The following is a 22,648-nucleotide window of genomic DNA, read 5'->3' as shown; positions in this document are numbered from 1 at the left end:
GCGAATTACCTACTTAGGAAAACCAGTGCATACCGATAGGGAGTGTAGAATTTGCTAGCTCGCATTAAAAACGCTATCAAAAATCAAATGGCTAAAGAGGCATTGCTAAATATTGATTTTATCGCCACTCAAGATGACACCGTCATCTGTTTAGGCTGGGCAGCGCACAAAACAAATGATTTGAACGAGCGGCAACTAACAGCGAGCCAGTTGGGTCAGGAGACTGAAATAGATCTTTTTACCTTTGCTCGAAATGATGTCGTCCAGCGGTTTCAACTACCCCATGATGGTTGCTGCTTTGGTTTCGTGGCCGTGATGTCAGGAGTCAAAGGAGATCTAGATAATGTATTATTTAAGCATTCGAAAATAGATTTTCCAATGTCTAAGCAACGCTTTAAACGCGCACAAAACATTGCTGAGATACTTAGCCACGTTTCCGAACGTCAGGACGATGCGATTACCTTTATCGAAAAGCATGGTTTGTCAATCGGCACAACAACTGGCTCTAGCCAGATGATCATTCGTCACAGAGACAAAGACGTAGAAAAAATTAAGAGTATTCTACAGCGCGTTGATCTCACCAAATCTGGTGCGCTTGAATATTTATCCAGTGAATCACTGCCTGACATCCATCGTATATGGAAAGCTAAGCAATCAAAAAATAATGGTAGTGAGTTAAAAACTTATGGCGGTCTGATAGGTGAGCCTAAGGTTAGTGTGGTTATTCCATTATACGGTCGCTATGACTTTATGCAGTTCCAATTATCCAATTTCTCTTCAGACCCATTTATGCAAAGTGTTGAAGTGATCTACGTATTGGACGACCCTGCGCTAATTCGAGAGGTGGTTATCACCGCTCACGGCTTATTTGAAACCTTTAGGTACCCTTTTAAATTAGTTTTGTCTGAGCGTAATAGGGGGTTTGCTGGCGCAAATAATCTAGGAGTAGAGTTTGTCACAGCTGAACGTTTACTATTACTTAACTCTGATATTTTACCTGACAAAAATGAATGGTTGGGAGAGTACCTAGCTCAATTTGAAGCCCTTAGTGATGTGGGGATTTTGGGCGCCACACTAGTATATGAGGATAATACGATACAGCATGCGGGCATGGAATTTAGAGAAGACTCTCATTATCCAGGCATATGGATGAACCATCACCCCTATAAAGGTATTCCTGTTGATCTTGTTCCACTTGAAGCTGTTTTCGAGAGTAGTAATACAACTGGGGCTTGTATGTTGATGAACACCGCGCTTTATAGAGAACTTAATGGCTTTGATTCTATGTATGTACTGGGAGATTTTGAAGATTCAGACTTGTGTTTGAAAGTGATAAATCATGGCTTGAAGATTTACGTTTCGGGGTCTACTCGGTTATACCACTTGGAGCGACTATCGCAAGATTTAGTAGATAGTGGTGACTGGAAATTCAAACTAACGTTGGCGAATGGTGTTTATCAAGCCAATAAATGGCGCAGCCTTATCCAAGGAGTCGCAGTGTGACGCAGTCTACTTCGAAACGAATATTAATTATATCTCATGGGCACCCAGAGCTTAATAAAGGCGGTGCAGAAATGGCCGCTTACAACATGTTTAACCAGTTACTAAAAAATGGCGAAGACGCCTATTTTCTTGCTCGCACTGATCAGATTCCTCATGGTGGTGCAGCATTTTCACAACGCAATACTTCTCGAGAAATTCTATTTCACACCACTATGGATGATGGTTTTCTTTTTTCGAATATTAAAACGAGGCATATGTGGCAAGAATTTAGAGATCTAATCACGCTATTAAAACCTGACGTTATTCATCTACACCATTATTTCTTATTGGGAATTGAAATTTTAGAAGAGCTAAGACGTTCTTTGCCTAACGCAAAAATCGTTTTGACCTTGCATGAGTATCTTGCTATCTGCCACAACAAAGGCTTGATGGTAAAGACATCGGGTAAACTTTGTTACAAGGCAAGTACAAGAGATTGCTATAGTTGTTTTCCTGAGAAACAACCTGGGGATTTTTTCTTGCGGGAGAATTACATCAAGAGAATGTTCGATAATGTCGATCATTTTATTTCTCCCTCATCTTTTCTTAAAGATAGGTATGTGGATTGGGGATTATCCCCCGAATTAATTTCCGTCATCGAAAATGGACAAGTAGCGCCCGCTAATACAGTTGGAGAGCTTCATCAAGTAGCTCGTACCGATACGGTGAAATTTGCATTCTTTGGCCAGATTAATCCCTACAAGGGAGTTGATGTGTTGATCGGCGCATTGGCTGGCTTGGCAAGAGATGTAAAGAAACATGTGCTAATTGAAATTCACGGCGCGAATATGGAGCACCAAACAGGCTCTTATCAGCAATCAATACGAGAGCTTCTTAATAAGCATGGGGCAAGAGTTCATTTTCACGGTGCTTATGAACCTCAAGAAATGCCAAATATTCTTAGTGCTGTTGATTGGGCTGTGGTTCCTTCTATCTGGTGGGAAAATTCGCCAATGGTGATTCAAGAGGCGTTCAACAACAAGGTTCCACTCCTTGTGAGTGATATCGGTGGAATGGCGGAGAAAGTTGAAGATGGAGTTAATGGATTGCATTTTCGTCATGGTAGTGCGTTTGATCTGGCCGATAAAATGACGCTTTGCGTGAAGCAACGAGACCTAAAAGATTCCATGATTAAAAATATGATTGCGCCACTGAGCATCGCACAGTGTGTAGAAATGCATATGTCTATATATGAAGAGTAACTGTATCGGCGCCCAACACGGCAAGCGCTAGGAAGCTTAAGATCAATGTTGAGTAGTCTCAAAAAAAAGCTAATCGGCTGGGGTAAAGTACAAAAATATAAAGGTTTTTTACTTGAGAGATTCGATGAAGAGCAAGCATCGGGTTGGATTATCCCACAGGATGGAAACAATCCCGTAGGCATCCATTTTCATGTTATTGAAAGTGGCTCTAACGTTGATTTTAAAGCCTTTTTTTTTCATAGAGAAACTCTGCAGGTCAACAAATCTAATAACCTATATGGTTTTAGATTACGTTTTAAACAAAAAATCAGTGATTTAAGCCATGTGTCTATATTTTACCTAGACAAAAATGGACGCGTTGAGCCCTCTGTGTTGCCTAACGTTCAAGCAAATTTGTTAGAGTCATCAACATCCATGTATTTTCTTAATCTAATGGCTTCTCAGGCGAAATATAACAAAGAACCTTTGCCCTCTCTAAAAGCTATAACGACAGAACAAGAATCGAAAGTGGTCCCAGAGGGTAATGTTGACTTTGTGATGGCTGAGTTGATAACCAAAGATATTTCTGAATTTTATCTTCACGCAGGTGTGCGTTCAAAACGTGGGGTTGCAATAACTGGAAAATCTGGTCATCTCTTTTTACATGGTGGCTCAAATCATGTTGATGATTTATTTAGAGGCACGGATATTCATTGTGAAAAAGCCGAAGGTTGGTGTTCTCTCATACAGGAGCGTCAAAGGATAGCAAGTAACTCTGGCTATCGATATTTGCAGATAATCATACCGGAAAAGCAAACGTTACTGCCGGGGCGCTACTATAGAAATATCCAAGGCCCATCTCGATTGCTGCAGATGGTTGAAAATGCGAAGGTGGAGAGTTACGTGTCAGTATACGACGCATTTTCTAGCCACGTTAATGGCGACATATTTTATAAAACAGATAGTCACTTCAACGCGCTTGGCAATTTTCTTTTATTTGATAGCTTAATGAAACATCTCAATGTAGATCATGGTTTCTCACCTAATTTCGACCTACTATGCAAGTATGCGGGGGACTTAGGGAGTAAATTCTATCCTCTAAAAATATTGGAGAGGACTAAAGCATTATCTAATTTACCGACGCATAAAAGAACTGTTGAGTATCAGTGTGTGCCAAATATCAAGGCTCATATGGGGCAAAAAATTCATTGGGTAAACTTTGATGCGCCCATAAAACAGAAAGTGCTGATTTTTGGCAATTCATTTGCAGATATAGGCAAAAAACAGCATCATCTTACTTTTTGGCTATCTTATTGTTTCGAAGAGTGTTATTTCGTTTGGGCTGCAGAGTTTGACTTCACAATAATTGAAACTTTCAAACCAGATTTAGTTATCGGTCAGTCGGTGGAACGTTTTATGAGGATAATCCCCAGACGTTAGAGCGCCGTTTGGCTCTCAAGACACCGACTATTTCATCCGTGTAAGCTACTATTTTTAAGTTTATATTTAGTTGCGAACATCTGACATCACATCGAATTTTAATAGAGTTCGCTGTGGTGCCTTAATATTTTTCCACAGCTTTCAAAGGAGGAGCTTTTATCATTCATTATTTGGTTGGAATTTTCCCGAATAGCGCTTTGTCAGTAAAACAAGGTTTGGCAACAGTGGGATATGTGCATAATTTAAATGATTTCACTTTTTCGTTCGATGTTTCCTCTGACGGTATACTCTTTTCTTTATTTACGTTGGAGAATGTAGCAGATAAAACGAACCACTTATCTACGAACTTACAGCTTGAAGATAGAGAGATTAGCATCTCATTTACGGAGCAGGAATTGCTCAAGGATACTTTGTCTTATGTGATCTTTGGTGTGCAATTGGATGGAAAAAAGACGAAAGTAGCGTCAATTACTTTCTCACACACGCAAAATGTTCCCGACGTTACACTCATTGTAGGAGCTCCCCGAAGCGGTACGACTGCGCTTGGGGGGAGTCTCAGAACATCGACAGAGTATAGCGGGCACGAAGAATCTCATGTCGCGCCTCTTTTTCAACATTTGATAAGCTCTTGTGATCAGTATTTTACCGATTCACCTGCATCGAAAAATGCAGGAACACTCGCATACGATGTTACACCTACGCACATAGAAGCAGAATTACTTAACGTCTTAAGAAGAATTCATCGCGTGTTCTACGGTGATAAATTTGTTATAGATAAGACGCCGGGTATTCCGATGATTGAAGCTTTACCCGTGTTGTTGAGAGCATATCCTCACGCTAAGGTGATTTTTTGCAAACGTCGAGGGATTGAGAACGTCAGGTCTCGCCTGAAAAAATTCGGCGATACCAAGTTTGAAAATCACTGTCAGCAATGGACAAGGACACTCATACAATGGCGTAATGCTCAAAAAGTTATCAGTGTTATGCTTGGGCATTCACAGTGGAAGTTGGAGGTTGAGCAATTTGAATTAGCTAACGAGCCTGCCCCCGTCGTTGAAAAAATTGCTGCACATCTAGGCCTAACTCAGAAGCAGAAGGATGATATGTCAGATTTTCTTCGGCGAGAGAGTCCACAACAAAGTTATGAAAAAAGTGCCATCTCGCTTGAGAAAACAGGTTGGTCGGAAGAAGATATCTCAATTTTCAAGCGACATTGTGATAAAGAAATGACGAGACAAGGCTATTCCTATACTGAGGATTACTACCTAAGATGAAAATCGATTGATCTTCCCCTAACTCTGCAGTCACTCTAGAATATATTGCTCGCGTATCTGGCAATACGCGAACTAATTTATGACACTAATGTGACATTCGGGTATAATCTCCGGTTTACTGGAATGCTAAAAAAATTACACCTATATGTTATCTTATTTGAAAAAGGAAATTTCACGTTTTCCCTTCTTTAGACAATCAAAATGTAAATCTGTAAGCCCTGAAGAGCAGTATTTTAATGCTTATGCAGGGCCTGAATTTAATGGTGATTCAGCTAAAGCACTATTGCTAAAAAAACGTCTCCCAGGGTTTATTTTTGGGGCGTTTCGCAACGTGGCTGCTACTCAAATTCATATAGCTAAACCTATCAAGTTTCTCAAACTGGAGTTAATCGCTGAATTCCCAGAAGTATTAAACTTCAATTACATTGCTATTTGGGCTAGAGATGGCAACGGCTCTTTGTACAAAATAGAAAAGGGCTACGAATGCTCCATGAGCACCCTAATTGATGCCTTACCTGATGCTAATGCTGTGATGTCGGGGGGAGTTGAAAATTCAGTTTCAGCCCATTCTCGGCGTGAAGTAAAGCCATGGTGGAGTATCGTTTTTAGTGAACCCCATTTTGTTGAGTTTGTGGAGTTCTATAATCGCAAAGACAAATGGGGGATTCGGGCAAGAAGCATTATTTTTACTGGGTATGATGAGGACAGTAAGAGAGTTTTTAGAGGAGGGCGCATATTAAAGAAGGGAGCTGAAGATCTATTTAGTCGTCAAGCGCTTCCGTTGATAAAACGCTGTGATAGTTATCTTAAATCTCAAGGACATACTAAGCTCGCGACCCAGCTCGAGTCCTCTTTCAGCAAATATGTGACAAAAAGCGTTTGCGACACAACAGACAAATCGGCGTTGCTTGATTTAATCAGAAAAATAAATTCGACTATTGGTTATTCCACACCAGATCTGCCTAATGTGCAAAAAGACGCAGTCAAAATCGTTATTCCACGTACGACAAAATTCATACGGATCGTAGGGTTTAGAAGAAAGTTGGAACGCCCAGTGAAATTGAATATTTCAGTCAAGAATAAATTGATAACCTTGGATGAAGAGTCGAGCACAGATTTTTCACTTAATTATCTCCCTTTGAAAGAACATCTATGGACGTTACAACACCCACATGTATTTAATTTTTCGAGTGCAGACTTAGCTAGTTGTAAAAGTGTTTCTTTGTGGTGTGAAGATTTTTACAGTGGGGATGCGTTTGTTCAAAGAATAGTCCAAGCATCAGATGACGGAGTTGAGTGGAAAACTCTAGATTCAACAATTGACAAGCTGGCGGCTCATTTAGCATTGATATCCATGCAAGAGTGGGTATTAGGCGATGATTGGGACGAGAGGTTTGCGGATCACCTTGGACAATTTCTGGCTACTTATAGGATGAGCCAGGCACGAACAGTCAAACCATTGTTTCGTGGTAATAAAAATTTACTAACTGCGTTCTATGATGGTGTGGAAAGTGGAGGAAACACAGCCACGTATTTGCCTCCTGTAATATACACTCGTCATGGCTTAACGGTGCCGTTCGAGCATATCGATTCACAATTTCTTGCTACGAGGATGAAGCGCTTTACCGATTTCCTCGAACTCAAACTTAACCTGAAGGCGTTTCCCTGTTACGGAACGTTACTTGGCATACATCGAGACGGTGATTTCTTACCTCATGATGATGATATTGACTTAGCGGTGGTGGTCGATTTACCTGAAAATGTCACATATCTAGACGCGACTTTAGCTTGGGCGGACGTGCTTCGTGGCCTAGGGGTGTCTTGTAAGCCACCAACACCAACCAGTTTAAATTTGCATTGCTACTTTGAAGACTTTGACATGGATTTGTTTTTCATTTATCGAATGCCAGAGCAACCTAAAAAAGTCTGGACTCACATGCAAGGTTATCGAGTAAGGGAAGTGTCTAAGAGCCTATTAGAGCCTTTGGGTAAGATGGAGTTTCGTGGATATGAATTTTATGCCCCAGCACAAATTGAGGCATTTTTGGAAGACCGTTACGGTAAAGGCTGGACAACACCAGATCCAACATTCGAATTATAAAGCAAGTACTTCAAACCTAGGGAATTTATGTTTTCTTTTAGAAAAAAATCTTCTTCAATAGAAGACGAATCGGATACTTTAAAATCCATTGAAAGGTATCTAAAGTCTCACCCTTTGAGAGAATTCAAAGGGGTGAAAAGTGATGATCCTCTTATCATCGAAACCGCAAATAAGGCGCGCTTTATTCGTCTTAGTCTGCAAGCCGAATCGTCCTTCCATCTTGACGCAATAGAAATATACAACCAAGCAGGTCGTAATGTTGCTCCTAATAAGCAAACCATTATTAGTTCTACGTACAATGATGAACAAAAATATAACGGGCAGGGTGCGATAAACGGTAAAAAAAATGGTGGGGCTGGATTCCATACTAAAAGAGAGCACAATCCTTGGCTGGTTATAGATTTAGGTACTATTCGCAATCTTGCGAAGATTATCGTATTTAATCGTGAGGGACAGCATTACACGCGTGCACTTAGTTTGAAAGTTGAAACGTCCCGTGATTTAAGGCATTGGCAACTAGTTCATGACAACTGGGGGTTCATTAAAAGCTACAAAGAAGGAAATTTGAGTGAATTTGAGCATGCTCTGTTGCACGCAGGTATTTTAAATGCGGGGCCCCCTTCTGCATATCTCAAGAAACTAAAAAATCAAGGCGATGGAGATAAAGCACTTGTTTATCATCAAATGATTAATGAATTGGTTGCTAGCAAGGGCGTCGCATTTGGGCCTCACGGTTTTATGCAAACATTTGACCTTAAAAGCGCTGCAGAGAAAAGTAAAGTTTTCAAAGAATTATCAAAATTGTTATTTTGGATTAATGAAGAGTTCAAAGTCCCAGCGTTTGTGTCTTCAGGCACATTACTAGGCTTGGTAAGAGATGGAGCATTAATTGGTCACGACGATGATGTGGATATATGTTACATCAGTAATGAAGAGACTGAATCGGCAATTTTAGCCGAACGACAACGCCTTATCGAATTCTTAGCTACCAAAGGCTGTAGACTTGCGCCATCTGGGATTGCTCATTATTGGTGTACAACACCAGGTGGTTTAAGCCTAGATATATTTACTGGTTTCGTGGAAGGCGGTAACTGTAGTATGAATCCAATTGGGCGCAATGAAATTCCAGTAAATGATGTGCTGCCACTTACTCAGCGTGACGTTGGTGGACAAGTGCTATATTTCCCGCGAAACCCAGAGCCCCTGTTAGTATTGAACTATGGTGAGCAATGGCGTAGCCCTGATCCACTATGGACTTTTAACTGGGGCAAAGCGAAGAAAGATTTTGCATTCCTATATTTCTAATTTGTAAGAGAAACAATGAAAACAGTAATAACATTTGGCACTTTTGATGTATTTCATGTTGGGCATATCAACCTACTTCAACGTGCCTCTATGCATGGAGACCAGTTGATAGTCGGCGTTTCAACTGACAAGTTGAATTTTTCGAAAAAAGGGCGGAACCCTGTGTACCATCAGGATGATAGGATGAAGATCATCAATAGCTTGCGCTATGTAAATCTTTGCTTTCCTGAAGAGTCATTAGAATTGAAGGCTGAATATATTCGATACTATAAGGCTGATGTCTTAGTAATGGGAAATGATTGGGAAGGTAAATTCGATTTTTTGAAAGACTTATGTGAGGTTGTTTACCTTCCTAGAACACCCTCTATTTCAACTACTGAATTGATTGAGGTGATCAGCTCTTCCGCTGAGTAAGTTGAAAGACATGGGTAAACGAATTTTTATTCACATAGGGCCACCTAAAAGTGGCACCTCTGCTATTCAATATGCCTTGCAGAGAAGCAGAGCATTTTTGAGTGATAGTGGTGTGTATTATCCAGAGCATGAAATTGGACCAAATGGTATTAGCTCAGGTAATTTGACATCAATTCTGTCAATGGATAACGATGGTAAGTGGGGCGTGAGTCTTGACAAAATAACTCAATTACTCGCCTCATTTGAGCGCAGTTCTGCACATACTTTATTATTGAGTTCTGAGTATTTCTTCTATTTGGTTGAAGATATAGCCGAAAAAATACCTTCGGCAAAGTTTATTGCTTATATAAGGTGCCCTCTGGAGACATTTGAGTCATCTTACAATCAATCCGTTAAACGGCACAACCGAACTTCTGAAGCTAAATTCAATAAAAATTTACACACTACGACAATCAATATTTTGACAGAACTAATTAATACTGTCGGAAGAGCTCGTTTTTTACTTCGAGCGTATTTACCTAAGAATGATGGTGGGTTTGATCTTGTGTCGGACTTTTCTTCTTGCTTGGACCTTTCGTTACCTGCACCTTTGTCAGTTAAGGAAATTACGAACCGATCCTATACTCTGGAAGCTTTAGAGTTTAAGCGTTGGTTAAATCAATTCAAATTGACAGAGCTGGATCCTTCTATAGACCAAGCACTTCAAGCTTATAACGATGGTACGAAGTCATTCACTTTATTACCGGACGAGCTGTCGCAACGTTACCAAAAACAAGCGTTAAATAAGGTCCGCGATTTTGTGCAGACCTATAAAGTTCACAATGGTCGACGTTTAATTAATTATCTCAAAGTTCGTGCCATGCCTAAGTGTGCTGAACAATTGCTCGGTCATCAGCAACTGGGGCAAATTTGTAATTACTTAATGGACTCGTATCCAAAACTTTACACCGATATTTGCGTTAAAATATCGCAATCAAGTACTGCCTCAATTAATCATAGTGAAAGGATTTCGTATGTTTTAAAAAGACATGTGAAATCTCAGTCTTTGTGGTTAAAAATCAAGAAGATTTTTTTAAAGAGTAATGGTCACGCTTAGACTCAGATTCATTTAAACGTCATCTAACTGCAATCTTAAGGTCATCAAATACGATTAAATTTGATTAATTAATCAATATCGGAGATTTCAGGAGATGATCATGAAAAGAGTCGCTTTCATTGGACGCCCTGGGTTTATAGAAAATAGCTTTAATAAACCCATCGAAAAGCTTTTTAAAGAAGTTGGTCTGAACACCGGTAACCTTGCTTTTTGGTATGCGATGAGCCAACAAGTGGCTAATCCAAAAGATTATTTTGGGTGGAGCTTCGATCCTCAGAATGTGAAAAATAACTATGATTTTCTTGTATTTCCGGCTGCCAACCAACTGAATCCTGATTGGGATATGGGCGGATTGGCAGACTTAATCGATAAAGCCGACACGCCATTACTTATATGTGGACTTGGTGCTCAAGCAGCAAATATGTCGAAAAAGTTGCAATTCAATGCTGGGACTAAGCGGTTTTTAAAGGTTATATCAGAACGAGCTGTGAAGGTCGGAGTAAGGGGTAACTATACTGCTCAGGTGTTAGCTGAAAATGGAGTGAATAATATAGAGGTGCTTGGTTGCCCGTCAAATTTTACTAACCCTTCACCGGATTTAGGACTGCAAATAGCTAACAAGTTCTCGCAGCTGAAAAACATCGAAAAACTGGCTCTCAATATAGATATTACTCCGAAACTAGCTGAGAAAGTTCGAATTATGTTTAACTGGGCTATTGGTCGTAATACTGATGTAATCAATCAAGCACCGCTAGACTTGTTGAAACTATCCCATAGAGACACAAGGCAAATAGACAACGAGCTTCTACGCAGAGTGCACAATATATTTGCCCCTTCAGTGTCCTTATCTTACTTTGAAAAAATGGTCAATAATCAGTTCGTGTCGTATTTTGATGTTAACGAGTGGATGTATCAGCTACACCAATTTGATTTGTCTGTCGGTACTAGGCTGCACGGAAATATGTTGGCGTTACAAGCGGGAACACCAAGTATATTTTTGCCCCATGACTCTCGAACGCAAGAATTAGCCGACGTCATGGCGTTGCCGACCTACCCGCTTGAAGATATTACCAGGGCCAGTACGATTGAAAAAGTTCTAAGTGGTGTTCGGTTTGATGGGAGATTCTATGATTCATCTCGTAAGAAGTTAGCTCAACGATATCAAGCGCTGATAGAAAAAACTGGTTTGATGCCGGGTGACGGGTTACTGAAACTTACGGAACGTCCGGCCACAGCTCATGGAGATCTGCTGAAAGCCATTTAAAGTATTCTTGCTTTATTCCCCTCCTATTACACGCTAAAATGCGTCCGGCTCTTCAGCGCCGTTGAAGAGCTAGTTTAACGTTATCATTTAAAACTGTCTCACGATGCTCTCTATTATAGCTATAGCTCGTTGTTCTTACCGAATTTTAATGTAACAACTGTTTGTAAAAATCGCAAAATCGGGAAGGCGAATTGAAAAAAGAGATATATATTCATGTTGGCCCGCCTAAAACGGGCACTTCAGCGCTGCAACAATGGTTGAGTAATAACCGCACTTTTCTTGAAACCAATAGTATTTATTATCCTCCTCATAATGTTGATGTGAATGGTGTGAGTTCCGGAAATGTTCGGAATTTGTATGACTTGAATGAAGATAAGCAATTATGTTTGAACACAGAGGGGCTTGAACAAATATTAACGGAATTTGAAGCAAGCGCGTGTTCAATATTACTGCTTTCGTCTGAATTTTTCTTCAGACGTATGGATGAGTTAAAACTGAGATTACCTAATGTTAAGTTCATAGCATACCTACGTAACCCGTTAGAAGTTAAAGAGTCTAGTTATAATCAATCCGTTAAACGTCACTTTCAGTTAGCTCCTATTAATGCGACACGGGGCAAGCGCTTACCTTATATGTCTCGACTGGTGGAGTTCGTTCAGCAGCACGGGAGAGATAGCCTCAAGGTTCGACTATATGGTAGTCGGTATTTTAAAGGAGGTAATATTGTATCGGATTTATTATTTGTATTAGGCGTAGAACAGCAGGTTGTCTTACCCATTGTAAATAGTTCTTATCAGTTTGAAGCGTTAGAGTTTAAAAGGTGGTTTAATCAGTTCGAATTAGAAGATTATCAAGTTTTAGTAGATAGAGCGCTGCAAGGGTATAAAGAAGGGACAGGTGATTACTCCCTCATTACTCGTAAACAATATTTTGAAGACAGTATTTACTATTCTAAGGTACTCGCGAACTATGCTAAAGAACTCGGTGGAGATGTCTTAGCGCCATTAATTAAAGAGATGCAAAATCCATCATCTAAGCCATATCTAAAACAAGTGTTGTCAGAAAGCGACTTTCTTTCAGTTTGTAGCTATTTGCAGAGAGAGTTGGGAGCGAGCTTTTATCTATTGACTCATGAAGTGAATAGTATAAGGCACAAAGATAACGAACGTTTTCATGAACTATTTTGTAATTCCTATGATAAGCGCTACAAACTCCGGTTCTGGCTATTGAAGATACGAAATGGGATAAAAAAATATGTCTCTTCGTCAATAAGTATTTTGAGGCGCTAATGACTTTAGCGGAATTTGTAATTTTACATTTAGAGTTGTGCAGTGATTAAAGCATCAAAAAAGTATCTAATGTGGTTGGTAAAATATGTCGTAGGCCTATTTCCAGAAAAAACTCGGAAGCACATGCGGCAGCAGCTTTGGTTGTTCAACCTATACAGTCGAAGTCTACAAAAGTCTGGCTTGTTTTACGGTTTTCCTTCCCCTCTGAAATTGCAAAAACTCTATTGCAAAGCAATTGTAAAACAAGCTATTGAAATGGCTGACATATGTGAAAATAAGTTTGCAGATGAAAAGCTGAGTACTCTCGTGACCCTTAGTGGTCAGGTTGACGCCGATCGCAATACCTTATCTTCACTTATAACGAACTCAGCGGTTAGTGCTATTTACCTCCAGGGGCAGAGTGCTGATGTTAGTCGTCTTTTAGAAGAGTTTTCTCATTCCTCCACGAAAGAACTTGGTGCATTGGACGATTTAATAAAGTCAGAAAACAGAGATGGATTGTTCGTTCTAAGAGGAGGAGACATTCTTCACTGTGCTGCTACTAAAGTTTTTGCATTTTATGCAAAGCGAAACGATGACAAACGAATATTCTACTGTGATATTGATTCGATAGATTGTAAAGGCGAGCGACATCTCGCAGAGTTTTTCCCTGCTTGGAACCCAGATCTACAACTTACTACTGGTTACATTAGAACTGGAGTGCTGATTCAAAAATCGACCGATATCCATAATTTTTTGCACTTCGTCATTGATAATCAAGATGCAAGTGCTTTAGCACTTTGGCTTGCAGATTATTATCTTAGAGAAGTTAAACTCAGTATTGAGCACATACCACTGTGTCTGGTGCATCAAACTTTTAAATATTCTTTGCAATGGGATAGGGAGCTACGCAAGCTGAATAATGAACAGTTTATTGTGACCAAAGCTGAGGTGATTGGTCTTGCCAAGGTCGAGTGGTACAAAGAAACACAACCTTTAGTCAGTTTGGTCATTCCGACCAAAAATGCAAAGAACTTAGTGCAGATGTGTATTTCATCAATATTGTCAAAAACCAGCTATCAGAACTTCGAAATTTTATTGATAGATAATAATTCAGATGATCCAGAGGCTTTAGCTTATTTTGATAAACTGGTTGATTCAGAAGATAAGGTTAGATTACTCCGTTATCCACATGAGTTTAATTATTCAGCCATTAACAATTTTGCCGTGGCTCACGCCAAAGGTGAAATAGTGGGGTTGATTAATAATGATATTGAAGTCATTAGTGCAAATTGGCTTACAGATATGGTTGGCCACACTCTTAGAGCTGATATTGGCTGTGTGGGGGCAAAACTGTTATATCCTGATATGCGTATTCAGCACGCGGGTGTAGTAATGGGTTATGGGGGGGGGGCAGGCCATGCACATAAATACTTCCCCCGCTATCACCCTGGTTATTTAAATCGCCTTGCCGTGACTAATAATTTTAGTGCAGTGACAGCTGCCTGTCTTTTAGTCAAAAAGTCAGACTTCGATGCTGTTGGGGGGCTAAACCAAGACGACCTTACAGTTGCCTTCAACGATGTTGATTTCTGCCTAAGGATCAGGGAGCTTGGACGTCAAAATCTCTATTGTGCTGAGGCTGAACTTTTTCATCACGAGTCTATATCAAGAGGGGCTGATGACACACTAGAGAAGAGACAACGTTTTGAGAATGAGTTGGATTATTTACAGCGTAAATGGCCTGAGTTAATTAAGAATGATCCTGCTTATAATCCGAATCTAACGCTTAGGTTTGAAAATTTTTCTATTAGAGAATGAGTACTACGTAAAGAGGATAATTTATTTGAGGACTTATCCGGATAAATTATGCAGGCACAAATACCTATTAACATACGGGCTTTAATTGAACGTTGTACTTAGCACTTTAACTCAAAACTTTGTTATACTTCGCCGTCGTAATTCTGGCCCCTGCACAAATCTTATTATTAGCGGCTTGTGGTTGAAAAAATAATACTAGATGGGTCATTTTACAAGTTGAGTAATACATTCAAAATCATCTCCAAATTACCTATTAAATCCTCATTTGAGTCGATAATTGGTATGGGAGTCTATGCTGGCGACAGAACTGAGTGGGTAGAGCATTCTATTCAAAGTATGGTTAACCAGACATATACAAACTCTCTCTTCGTCATTATTATTGATGGGGATATCCCGTTGTGTCTACGAGCACTCCTAGTTAGGAAAGGTGAAGAACATGACAATGTATTCCTAATTCAATCCCAAAATAATGTTGGGTTAAGCAATTGTATGAATTTCGTAGTCGATTGGGCATTAGAACATACTCCTCAAGCTAAGTTTTTTTTTAGAATGGATGCTGATGATATCTCTATTGTGGATCGGTTGGCAAAACAAGTCATGTTCTTGAAAGCGAACCCAAATATTTCTATTTTGGGCAGTGGCCTGACAGAAATAAACGAGAACGGTGAAAAAGTTGGCCAACGCAAGCTCCCTCTAAAACACCATGAAATTATGCGTTTTTTACCTAAGCGTTGTTCTATTAATCACCCGACAGTAGCAATTCGTTTTAGTGTCTTTGAGCAGGGGTTCCGGTATCGAGATGGGCTGCAGAACACGCAGGATTATTTCTTTTGGGCAGACCTTGCTGCTGCTGGTTACAAGTTCGCAAACTTGCCAGATAGGCTTTTACAGTTTAGGCGGGTTAACGATTTCTACAAGCGCAGAGGCTATAGCAAATCGTTAAACGAGTTTAAAGCGCGCTTTTACACAATGAAGGTATTGAAGCGCTATGGTGTTGGCAATATCGTTTATGCATGTAGCGTATTAGTATTACGGTTAATGCCAGCGAAACTTGTTAAGCTAGCGTATAAAATAGACCGTTACCTTTTAAACAAGCGAGTTAAACACGAGTGATTGGCGCGACAATAATTCTTTACAAGCCTAAGTTGTCTCAGACACTACCACTTTTATTAAGTGTGGTGGAGCAGGTAGATGTATTGAGTATTGTCGATAATTCCCCTACGCCCACTGAATTATCGCTCGATCATGACAACTTACACTATCATCATTTCCCGAACAACATAGGTATTGCGGCAGCGCATAATATTGGTTTACGCGATTTGAAAGCAGCCAATTGCGAATATGGTATTTTGCTCGATCAAGACAGCTCTATCGATAGTGACTTTGCTTTTCGTTTGTCTTCTTTGATGGTTGCGTCACGCGTTGAAAACAGACCTCTAGTGGCTATAGGTCCCCGCATTATTTGTTCTTTTACCGAGAAAACGGTTAAGCCTAGAGTGCAAAGAGAGATATCGGTTTATGATGATTTAGTCTGTGTCACGCAGATTATCTCTTCTGGCATGATGATAGATTTATCTAAGCTTGAAACAATTGGTTTTAAAGACGAAGCTTTGTTTATCGATGGTGTCGATCACGAATGGTGCTGGCGTGCTAAGCAGCAGAACCAGATGGTTGCGATCGCCGAAAAGGTAGAAATGGTTCATCAACTCGGAGATGCCCGTCACAAATTTGCTGGTGTTACTTATAAAGTGGGTTCGCCGGTTCGTTTGTACTACCAATTCCGAAATATTCTTATTTTAAGCCGCAGAGGTTATGTGCCCTGGTATTGGAAGATGCGCAATCTGTTATGCATGCCAATCCGCTTTTTCGCGAATGCATTTTTGCAAACAGATCGCTGGCAACGGGTAAAATTTATGTGTTGTGGGATAATTGACGGATTATTAAAACGAGATGGTTCTTTTAGTCAGCACTGGTAAACACTCCTAATTTGCAATAGTTAGCGCTTTTTTGTAAACCTATGTTTTTATCATCCAAGAGCTGATGTCTACCTAACAAAACTGTAATCCTTTCCCTACTTCACTTGAAGCACAAATAGATCCGTCAGAAAAAATGGCACATCTGGCGGCGGGAGTTCGCCAGATGTATTTTGTTTTGCTCTGAATTTCTATCGAGCGAAAGGAGAGCGTTCGTTTGTAACACCAAATAGCTCGATTGGGCGATTAAGGGCTTGACCACCATCTCGTGAAATCGGGATCCACGGTATTTTACCACTTCCTTTGGCTGGCTTAAGTGAGAACAAATCGAAGGGGATGGAAAGGTAGAATCCTTTAGTAAAGCTACCTTCGCCGTATTCTTCAGAGCTTACATCGGTTATCGCTGCGTATGCCCCTACAACAATCCCACTGTCGAAGCGTTTGGCAAAGTCAATAGTAACCCCTTTATCTTTAGCCAGGTATTGGCCCACTTTAATCGTTAAAAGGGTGTCAGGTAAAAATTCGGGTTGCCAAAAGACATTAGCGTGGCCAGTAAGTACCTTATAGTCATAGAAGTCTATGTCGTTCTCCCAAGACCGTTGTTGAACGTAGTTTATGTCGAATCCAAAAGCTAGGTTGCTATCAACTGGACGGTAAAGTAGTTCACCGCCCACGCCACCATACATTGTTTCTAAATACCCACCATAGAATTGAGCATATAAGTTATCTGCAATTCTGTTATTCCAATGTAAGTATAAATTTTCTAGGCTTATATCCCGACCTGAAACATATTCGCGAACATTTGTTCTTACTCTAGGCAGCGAGCTAGGGGCACGATCGCGAGTGAAGTTAAACTTATCAAAATTCTGCAACAAGTTAGCTTTTATTGTGCCCACGACACTGGTTTTGCCATCGAAACTGTATCCGCCGTTTACCATAATGCCGCCTTGATAAAGGTAAAATTCCTCTGGGTTCCCGAATGTTTGGATCCAAAACGTTTCTATCCCAGTAAAGAAACCACTAGTATTTTTAGGATTAAAATTACTGACACTTTCATCGCTGACGTCCATGCGCTGGTAACTACGTTGTAAGTCTGGCTCCAATGTTTCATATCGCGCTTGGCGTTTGAACTCTGCTGCGTCAACGACCGTTTCAACCATAGGAACTGAACCTGAGGTATTAACGATCTTGTACGTATCTACCGTTTCTGGCAGTTCTGAAGCGAGGACCCGCCCTACACGTTCGGTTGCTTCATCTTCGTGCCTGTAACTGATTTGCTGACCATAGATAGTGACTTCGTCATCTGTTATGTGGGAAGTGCTCAGTGCGAAGCCAGCTTGATAGTACAAATCCTGCGTCATTCGTTGACCATTGATCTTACTGATTGAAAAGTCATTTTTTTCATCAGTGAGCGGGCGAGGAGGCCTATCGATTTTGATTTGGGAGATAGAGTGTAAATTAAAGTTATAACTTACACCAAAACCGAGAGTATTACCGCGCTGATAGTTCACACTAAAATCAAAATTATTCCAGCGATAATTAGCACCAAAGTTCCAGTTGCTGTCCTGCTCAAGTGAGCCTGCACGATCATTGACGTAGTTGTTGCCTTCATACTCTACCTTGAAGCGCAGCGGCTCCCATGGCGTCTGGTATTCAATACCGCCAAAGATTGAAGCTGGTCCTTTAAAGAAACGTTGATAGTCGATTTTCCCGCCGTTACCAGTGAAACCGCCTGGGCGTTCACAAAAGTTGTCGGACACATCGCAAAATGGATTTGATACATTACCCGAGGTGCCAAGATATCCCCATCCAATATTAAGGTGAAAATCGAAGTTCCCTGCTCGTTTACTTAAGCCGATGAACTCACTTTCAAAAAAACCAGTTCCACCAAAATCTCTGAAGCCAACTGATAGTTCAGGTAGATAGTAGCTCTCGTTTAATACGCGAAACTTAACGTCTATCCCCTTGTCTTTTAAAGTCTGATTCCCGCTAAACTCTGGCACAGGACTGTAGAGGCGGGTTCGCACGTCAGTGTATCTTACCGTTGTTTGCATCCAGGGGAACAACTGCAGTGTTCCCGACCAAAAACGATACTCATTGTTGTCGGTATAGCTCACTCGTAAGTCGCCATCGGTTAACATTCGAGATGTTGGAGTTTGAATTAAGCCTGTTCCACCATGAACCATTAATGAGCTGCCGACAGGAGCGACATTCCAATTCTCGTTGTTAGACTGTGCGTTTACATTTGAGGTAAAGCACAAAGCGGCGCTGACATAGGCAATACAAAAGCGTTTGCTATTTATTCTTTTCATACGACTCATTTGTGTAGCCTGTTTTTGGCTAACGTCACAATTAATTGATTCAATTCTTTGTATTGAGGTGTAAACAATGATTCTTTAAATGGAACATAAATGATGCTGCCGGGCATGACTTCTTGGTGTTGTCGGTTCCAGTAAGCTGTCGGGGCTTCTATTATTCGTCCATCTGCTTGTATGATTATAACGGTGTCTCTATTGGCAAAAGATGCAATATTCGCACTGTTCAGATATTCACTCACATCAGTATGAGGTAAGTGCTTTGTCTCTACGGTATTAGTTACAGCGCCAATTATTTCTACTGATTCTTGGCGCTCATGTAGACTTACAACATAATAGCCGTTATCAAACTGCGGGTTGTGAGCCTCAGAGATACGGGCTAAGTCATAATCAATCTTAACGGATAGGCGATTGGCCAAATGCCAATGTTCAAGTTCATTGATTAAATTTGTGAAGACGCTTTTTTGTTCGTGAGTATCACTTGGCAAATGACTAGCAAGAATATTAAGATTACTTAACGAGGACCGCCGCGCTCGCTCAAGAGTGACATCATTAGGGATAAATAAAGCAGCTGATGGCCAATAAATATTAGTGTTCAAATCTAATTTAGAAAGGACATCAGTTAAACGGACGGTGGAGTCGAAAGTGTAGTCAACTTCATTCCATTTTATGGTGACGTTCGCACTCGTTACACAGCTAAAACTGGTAATCGCTGCGAACAATATCGATTTATATTTCTTGATCATTGTTTAAAGCTCAAATAATTAATCTAAACGCGCAATGCGGCTTAAGTACGTCATTTCAATTGGTTCTGACAAAGGTGAGAGAGTCTGCTTAGATTTGATAAGCGTGCCGGTGGTTTTCTCATACCAGTAGTAATTATGCCATTCGTGCTTTGTTTGGATATATTCTGATGGGGCTTCAAAGCGCAACGTTTCGGTAAAACGTATCGAATCGATTGATTTGGTCAATATGGTTAGCGCTTCTGATTTCGGCTGACCGAATGTAGATGTAACTGGGTAACCATATTCGTCATTTTCCCAATCTAGCGCCATTTTCCACTGCTGATTTGCCAAGTGATGATGAGAACGTTTAAGGGGATCTGCAAAGGAGTTTGAAACGTGTAACAGGTCTCGTTCAAATCCAATTGTCCTGACTATCCGTCCTTTTTCTAAAACTAACAGTGCATTATCACTAGATAGCCACTTATGTTTACCGTTTTCGAGGTATGCTAGCGCCATAACTGCGGTAGGTCGATCACCACGTATCACTGACATGATATCAGTTTTGGATACTTTGACATCATCTAAACTCAGACTTGCATTTTTAGGTTCTTTCAAAGCAATTTTTAAGGTTTCGTAATAGGCATGATATGTCCCACCACAACTACAAAGAGCGATGACGGAAATAAAAATAATAATCAAAGGTTTAAAATGCATGATGAACGGCGTTTCCGCTTGAGGTAATTGTTTATAACCAATAAAAAAGCCGCCTTTATTGGCGGCTTTTAAAACTTTTAATAAAACTTAAATAGTTGGAGAGTAGGTAAACGTTACCGGCACAGTAGTTGTGCTAGTCATAGAACCAGTACCTGTTACGGTAACAGTTGTTGTTGTGCCAACACATACACCGTCAACCAAAGCATCATCACCATTACAAGTTGGATCTGGGTCACCACCATCATCGACAGAAGAAGAACCACGGTTATTTGATACTATTGCCGCTGCGATAGCTAGGCCTGCTACACCAGCCGCGATAGTGCCAGTAGAAACATTACCAAATGCTGAATCAGACGAATCTTGACCTCCAGCAACTTCTTGAGCGATTACTGGGTTACCAGCAAGTGCTAATGCTGCGCTTGCAGCCATAAGAATCTTTTTCATAATACATTCCCTTCATGTTAAGTAAAAATCAAGACTGTCCCGATTCTAATGGAATAATTTACTGACCTCAATAGGCGTAGATAAAACAATCATTAAATTCTTTAGTTAGTAACATAGCGCAATGATATCTAGCGATTTCGAAAGATATCAACAACCCATATTTTACTGGGTGTGTGCCAACTAATTTAACGTTTTAATAGATGTTCTTTGGTTAAATGGTTTCATTTATTTTTTAGGCATTCCCAAATGCGTACATTAAAGGGTAAAATACAAAGTTAGTCGCGAAAAAAAGACAGTTGAGAGTAATGAATGCTATGAAAGCCTTATGTGGCGTCTAGGCATTGTTTTTGCTTTAGCTGATAGGATCAAAAGTTTGTCATAATTGGGCGGTATGATTCGCCTGAATTTACATTTAAGGAATATTACTTCGATGAAAGTTACAGTATTTGGAATTGGGTATGTCGGTTTGGTGCAAGCAGCAGTAATGGCAGAAGTAGGTCATGATGTTGTTTGTGTTGATGTAGACCAGAAGAAAGTCGACAAATTAAAGCAAGGCCATATACCAATTTATGAACCTGGTTTGACCCCATTGGTGAAAAGTAACTACGAAGCAGGGCGAGTTGATTTCACAACCGATGCTGCTCGCGGCATTGCTCACGGCGAAGTTGTTTTTATTGCGGTAGGCACACCGCCGGATGAAGATGGCTCTGCTGATTTGAAATACGTGTTGTCTGTGGCAAAAACAATTGCTGAGCACATGGACTCACACAAAATCATTATTAATAAATCAACTGTGCCAGTTGGGACTGCCGACAAAGTGATCGCAAAAGTTTCAGAGACGCTGGAATCACTTGGTAAGAGCGTTACATTTGATGTGGTGTCTAACCCTGAGTTTTTGAAAGAAGGTGCTGCGGTAAATGATTGTATGCGCCCTGATCGTATTATCATCGGTACTAAGAGTGAATCTTCTGAGAAGAAACTGCGCGAGCTTTACTCACCGTTCAACCGTAATCACGACAAAATCATCGTGATGGATATTCGCAGTGCTGAGCTAACCAAGTATGCTGCCAACTGTATGTTAGCAACAAAAATCAGCTTTATGAATGAAATGTCTAATATCGCCGAGTTAATGGGCGCTGACATTGAGAATGTACGTCGTGGTATCGGCTCTGATCCACGTATCGGTTATCAATTCATTTACCCTGGCTGTGGTTATGGCGGTTCATGCTTCCCTAAAGATGTTCAAGCGCTTGTACGCAGTGCCACTGGTGTTGGCTACAGTGCGAAAGTGCTAGAAGCAGTTGAAGAAGTTAACTACGCACAAAAAGAGAAATTGTTCGAATACATCATGCGTCACTTCGGTGGTGATGTGAAAGGTAAAACAGTCGCGATTTGGGGCTTGTCTTTCAAACCAAATACCGACGATATGCGTGAAGCGTCAAGCCGCGTATTAATGGAAAATTTATGGAAAGCTGGCGCTAAAGTTAAAGCGTACGACCCTGAAGCGATGGAAGAAACCCAGCGTATTTACGGTAGCCGTGATGATTTAGACCTAGTAGGCACCAAAGAATCAGCTCTCAACGGTGCTGACTTCTTGGTTATTTGTACTGAGTGGCAAGCATTCCGCGCACCAGATTTTGAACTAATTAAAGAAAAACTTTCTTCTCCGCTAATTTTTGACGGACGGAATTTATTTGAACCCAACATGATGTTGGAATACGGCTTGCATTACTATGCAATAGGTCGTGGATTATCAGTAAAAGGACAGTAA

The 22,648-nt window shown here is 40.5% G+C and carries 18 protein-coding genes; 14 read left to right on the top strand and 4 right to left on the bottom strand.

Annotation, left to right across the window (positions count from 1 at the left end; translation table 11 throughout):
• Window positions 1–51: 51 nt before the first annotated feature.
• The 13 genes from PATL_RS16505 to PATL_RS16445 all read left to right on the top strand — a co-directional run bounded on the left by PATL_RS16505 (window position 52) and on the right by PATL_RS16445 (window position 16,682).
• Window positions 52–1,503: a glycosyltransferase family 2 protein gene (locus PATL_RS16505; RefSeq protein WP_011575953.1), complete on the top strand. Its 1,452-nt coding sequence runs from the start codon at window positions 52–54 to the stop codon at window positions 1,501–1,503.
• Entirely contained in the window at window positions 1,500–2,744 is a 1,245-nt protein-coding gene (locus tag PATL_RS16500) for a glycosyltransferase family 4 protein (protein WP_011575952.1), read from the top strand. The genes PATL_RS16505 and PATL_RS16500 overlap by 4 nt, the downstream gene beginning before the upstream one ends.
• Window positions 2,745–2,789: 45 nt before the next feature.
• The gene (locus tag PATL_RS16495; protein ID WP_011575951.1) at window positions 2,790–4,163 is read left to right on the top strand and encodes a hypothetical protein; all 1,374 of its coding nucleotides are present in this window, start codon (window positions 2,790–2,792) and stop codon (window positions 4,161–4,163) included.
• Between the two features lie 197 nt (window positions 4,164–4,360).
• Window positions 4,361–5,437 carry a sulfotransferase family protein gene (locus PATL_RS16490; RefSeq protein WP_198136248.1) on the top strand — a complete coding sequence of 359 codons (1,077 nt, stop codon included), beginning with the start codon at window positions 4,361–4,363 and terminating at the stop codon, window positions 5,435–5,437.
• Between the two features lie 157 nt (window positions 5,438–5,594).
• Complete coding sequence (locus PATL_RS16485; protein ID WP_198136247.1) at window positions 5,595–7,538, top strand: LicD family protein; 1,944 nt, start codon at window positions 5,595–5,597, stop codon at window positions 7,536–7,538.
• Between the two features lie 27 nt (window positions 7,539–7,565).
• A complete protein-coding gene (locus tag PATL_RS16480; protein ID WP_011575948.1) occupies window positions 7,566–8,843 on the top strand; it encodes a discoidin domain-containing protein in 1,278 nt (425 codons plus the stop codon).
• Window positions 8,844–8,858: 15 nt separating this feature from the next.
• Complete coding sequence (locus PATL_RS16475; RefSeq protein WP_011575947.1) at window positions 8,859–9,257, top strand: adenylyltransferase/cytidyltransferase family protein; 399 nt, start codon at window positions 8,859–8,861, stop codon at window positions 9,255–9,257.
• 10 nt (window positions 9,258–9,267) lie between these two features.
• The gene (locus tag PATL_RS16470; protein WP_011575946.1) at window positions 9,268–10,353 is read left to right on the top strand and encodes a sulfotransferase family protein; all 1,086 of its coding nucleotides are present in this window, start codon (window positions 9,268–9,270) and stop codon (window positions 10,351–10,353) included.
• 100 nt (window positions 10,354–10,453) lie between these two features.
• Window positions 10,454–11,617, top strand: coding sequence for a polysaccharide pyruvyl transferase family protein (locus PATL_RS16465; protein ID WP_041713981.1), 1,164 nt, complete (start codon window positions 10,454–10,456; stop codon window positions 11,615–11,617).
• Window positions 11,618–11,808: 191 nt separating this feature from the next.
• On the top strand, window positions 11,809–12,906 hold the full coding sequence (locus tag PATL_RS16460) for a hypothetical protein (RefSeq protein ID WP_011575944.1): 1,098 nt from the start codon (window positions 11,809–11,811) through the stop codon (window positions 12,904–12,906).
• A 42-nt stretch (window positions 12,907–12,948) separates the two neighbouring features.
• Window positions 12,949–14,706 (top strand): glycosyltransferase family 2 protein, encoded by a 1,758-nt coding sequence (locus PATL_RS16455; RefSeq protein WP_232283241.1) that lies wholly within the window; start codon window positions 12,949–12,951, stop codon window positions 14,704–14,706.
• 216 nt (window positions 14,707–14,922) lie between these two features.
• On the top strand, window positions 14,923–15,819 hold the full coding sequence (locus PATL_RS16450) for a glycosyltransferase (protein WP_049765966.1): 897 nt from the start codon (window positions 14,923–14,925) through the stop codon (window positions 15,817–15,819).
• An 83-nt stretch (window positions 15,820–15,902) separates the two neighbouring features.
• Window positions 15,903–16,682 carry a glycosyltransferase family 2 protein gene (locus PATL_RS16445; RefSeq protein WP_232283240.1) on the top strand — a complete coding sequence of 260 codons (780 nt, stop codon included), beginning with the start codon at window positions 15,903–15,905 and terminating at the stop codon, window positions 16,680–16,682.
• Between the two features lie 188 nt (window positions 16,683–16,870).
• Here PATL_RS16445 and PATL_RS16440 read toward each other — a convergent pair whose 3' ends face one another.
• The 4 genes from PATL_RS16440 to PATL_RS16425 all read right to left on the bottom strand — a co-directional run bounded on the left by PATL_RS16440 (window position 16,871) and on the right by PATL_RS16425 (window position 20,877).
• The gene (locus PATL_RS16440; RefSeq protein WP_232283337.1) at window positions 16,871–18,865 is read right to left on the bottom strand and encodes a YjbH domain-containing protein; all 1,995 of its coding nucleotides are present in this window, start codon (window positions 18,863–18,865) and stop codon (window positions 16,871–16,873) included.
• Between the two features lie 131 nt (window positions 18,866–18,996).
• Entirely contained in the window at window positions 18,997–19,740 is a 744-nt protein-coding gene (locus tag PATL_RS16435) for a capsule biosynthesis GfcC family protein (protein WP_011575939.1), read from the bottom strand.
• Between the two features lie 18 nt (window positions 19,741–19,758).
• Window positions 19,759–20,433, bottom strand: a complete 675-nt coding sequence (locus PATL_RS16430; protein ID WP_011575938.1) for a YjbF family lipoprotein — start codon at window positions 20,431–20,433, stop codon at window positions 19,759–19,761.
• A gap of 87 nt (window positions 20,434–20,520) precedes the next feature.
• Window positions 20,521–20,877, bottom strand: coding sequence for a hypothetical protein (locus PATL_RS16425; protein WP_011575937.1), 357 nt, complete (start codon window positions 20,875–20,877; stop codon window positions 20,521–20,523).
• Window positions 20,878–21,307: 430 nt separating this feature from the next.
• Between PATL_RS16425 and PATL_RS16420 the strand changes: the two genes are divergently transcribed.
• Window positions 21,308–22,648 (top strand): UDP-glucose dehydrogenase family protein, encoded by a 1,341-nt coding sequence (locus PATL_RS16420; RefSeq protein WP_011575936.1) that lies wholly within the window; start codon window positions 21,308–21,310, stop codon window positions 22,646–22,648.

It is taken from the genome of Paraglaciecola sp. T6c, from assembly GCF_000014225.1.
Lineage (GTDB): Bacteria > Pseudomonadota > Gammaproteobacteria > Enterobacterales > Alteromonadaceae > Paraglaciecola > Paraglaciecola atlantica_A.
This window is presented reverse-complemented; position numbering and strand designations above follow the sequence as displayed.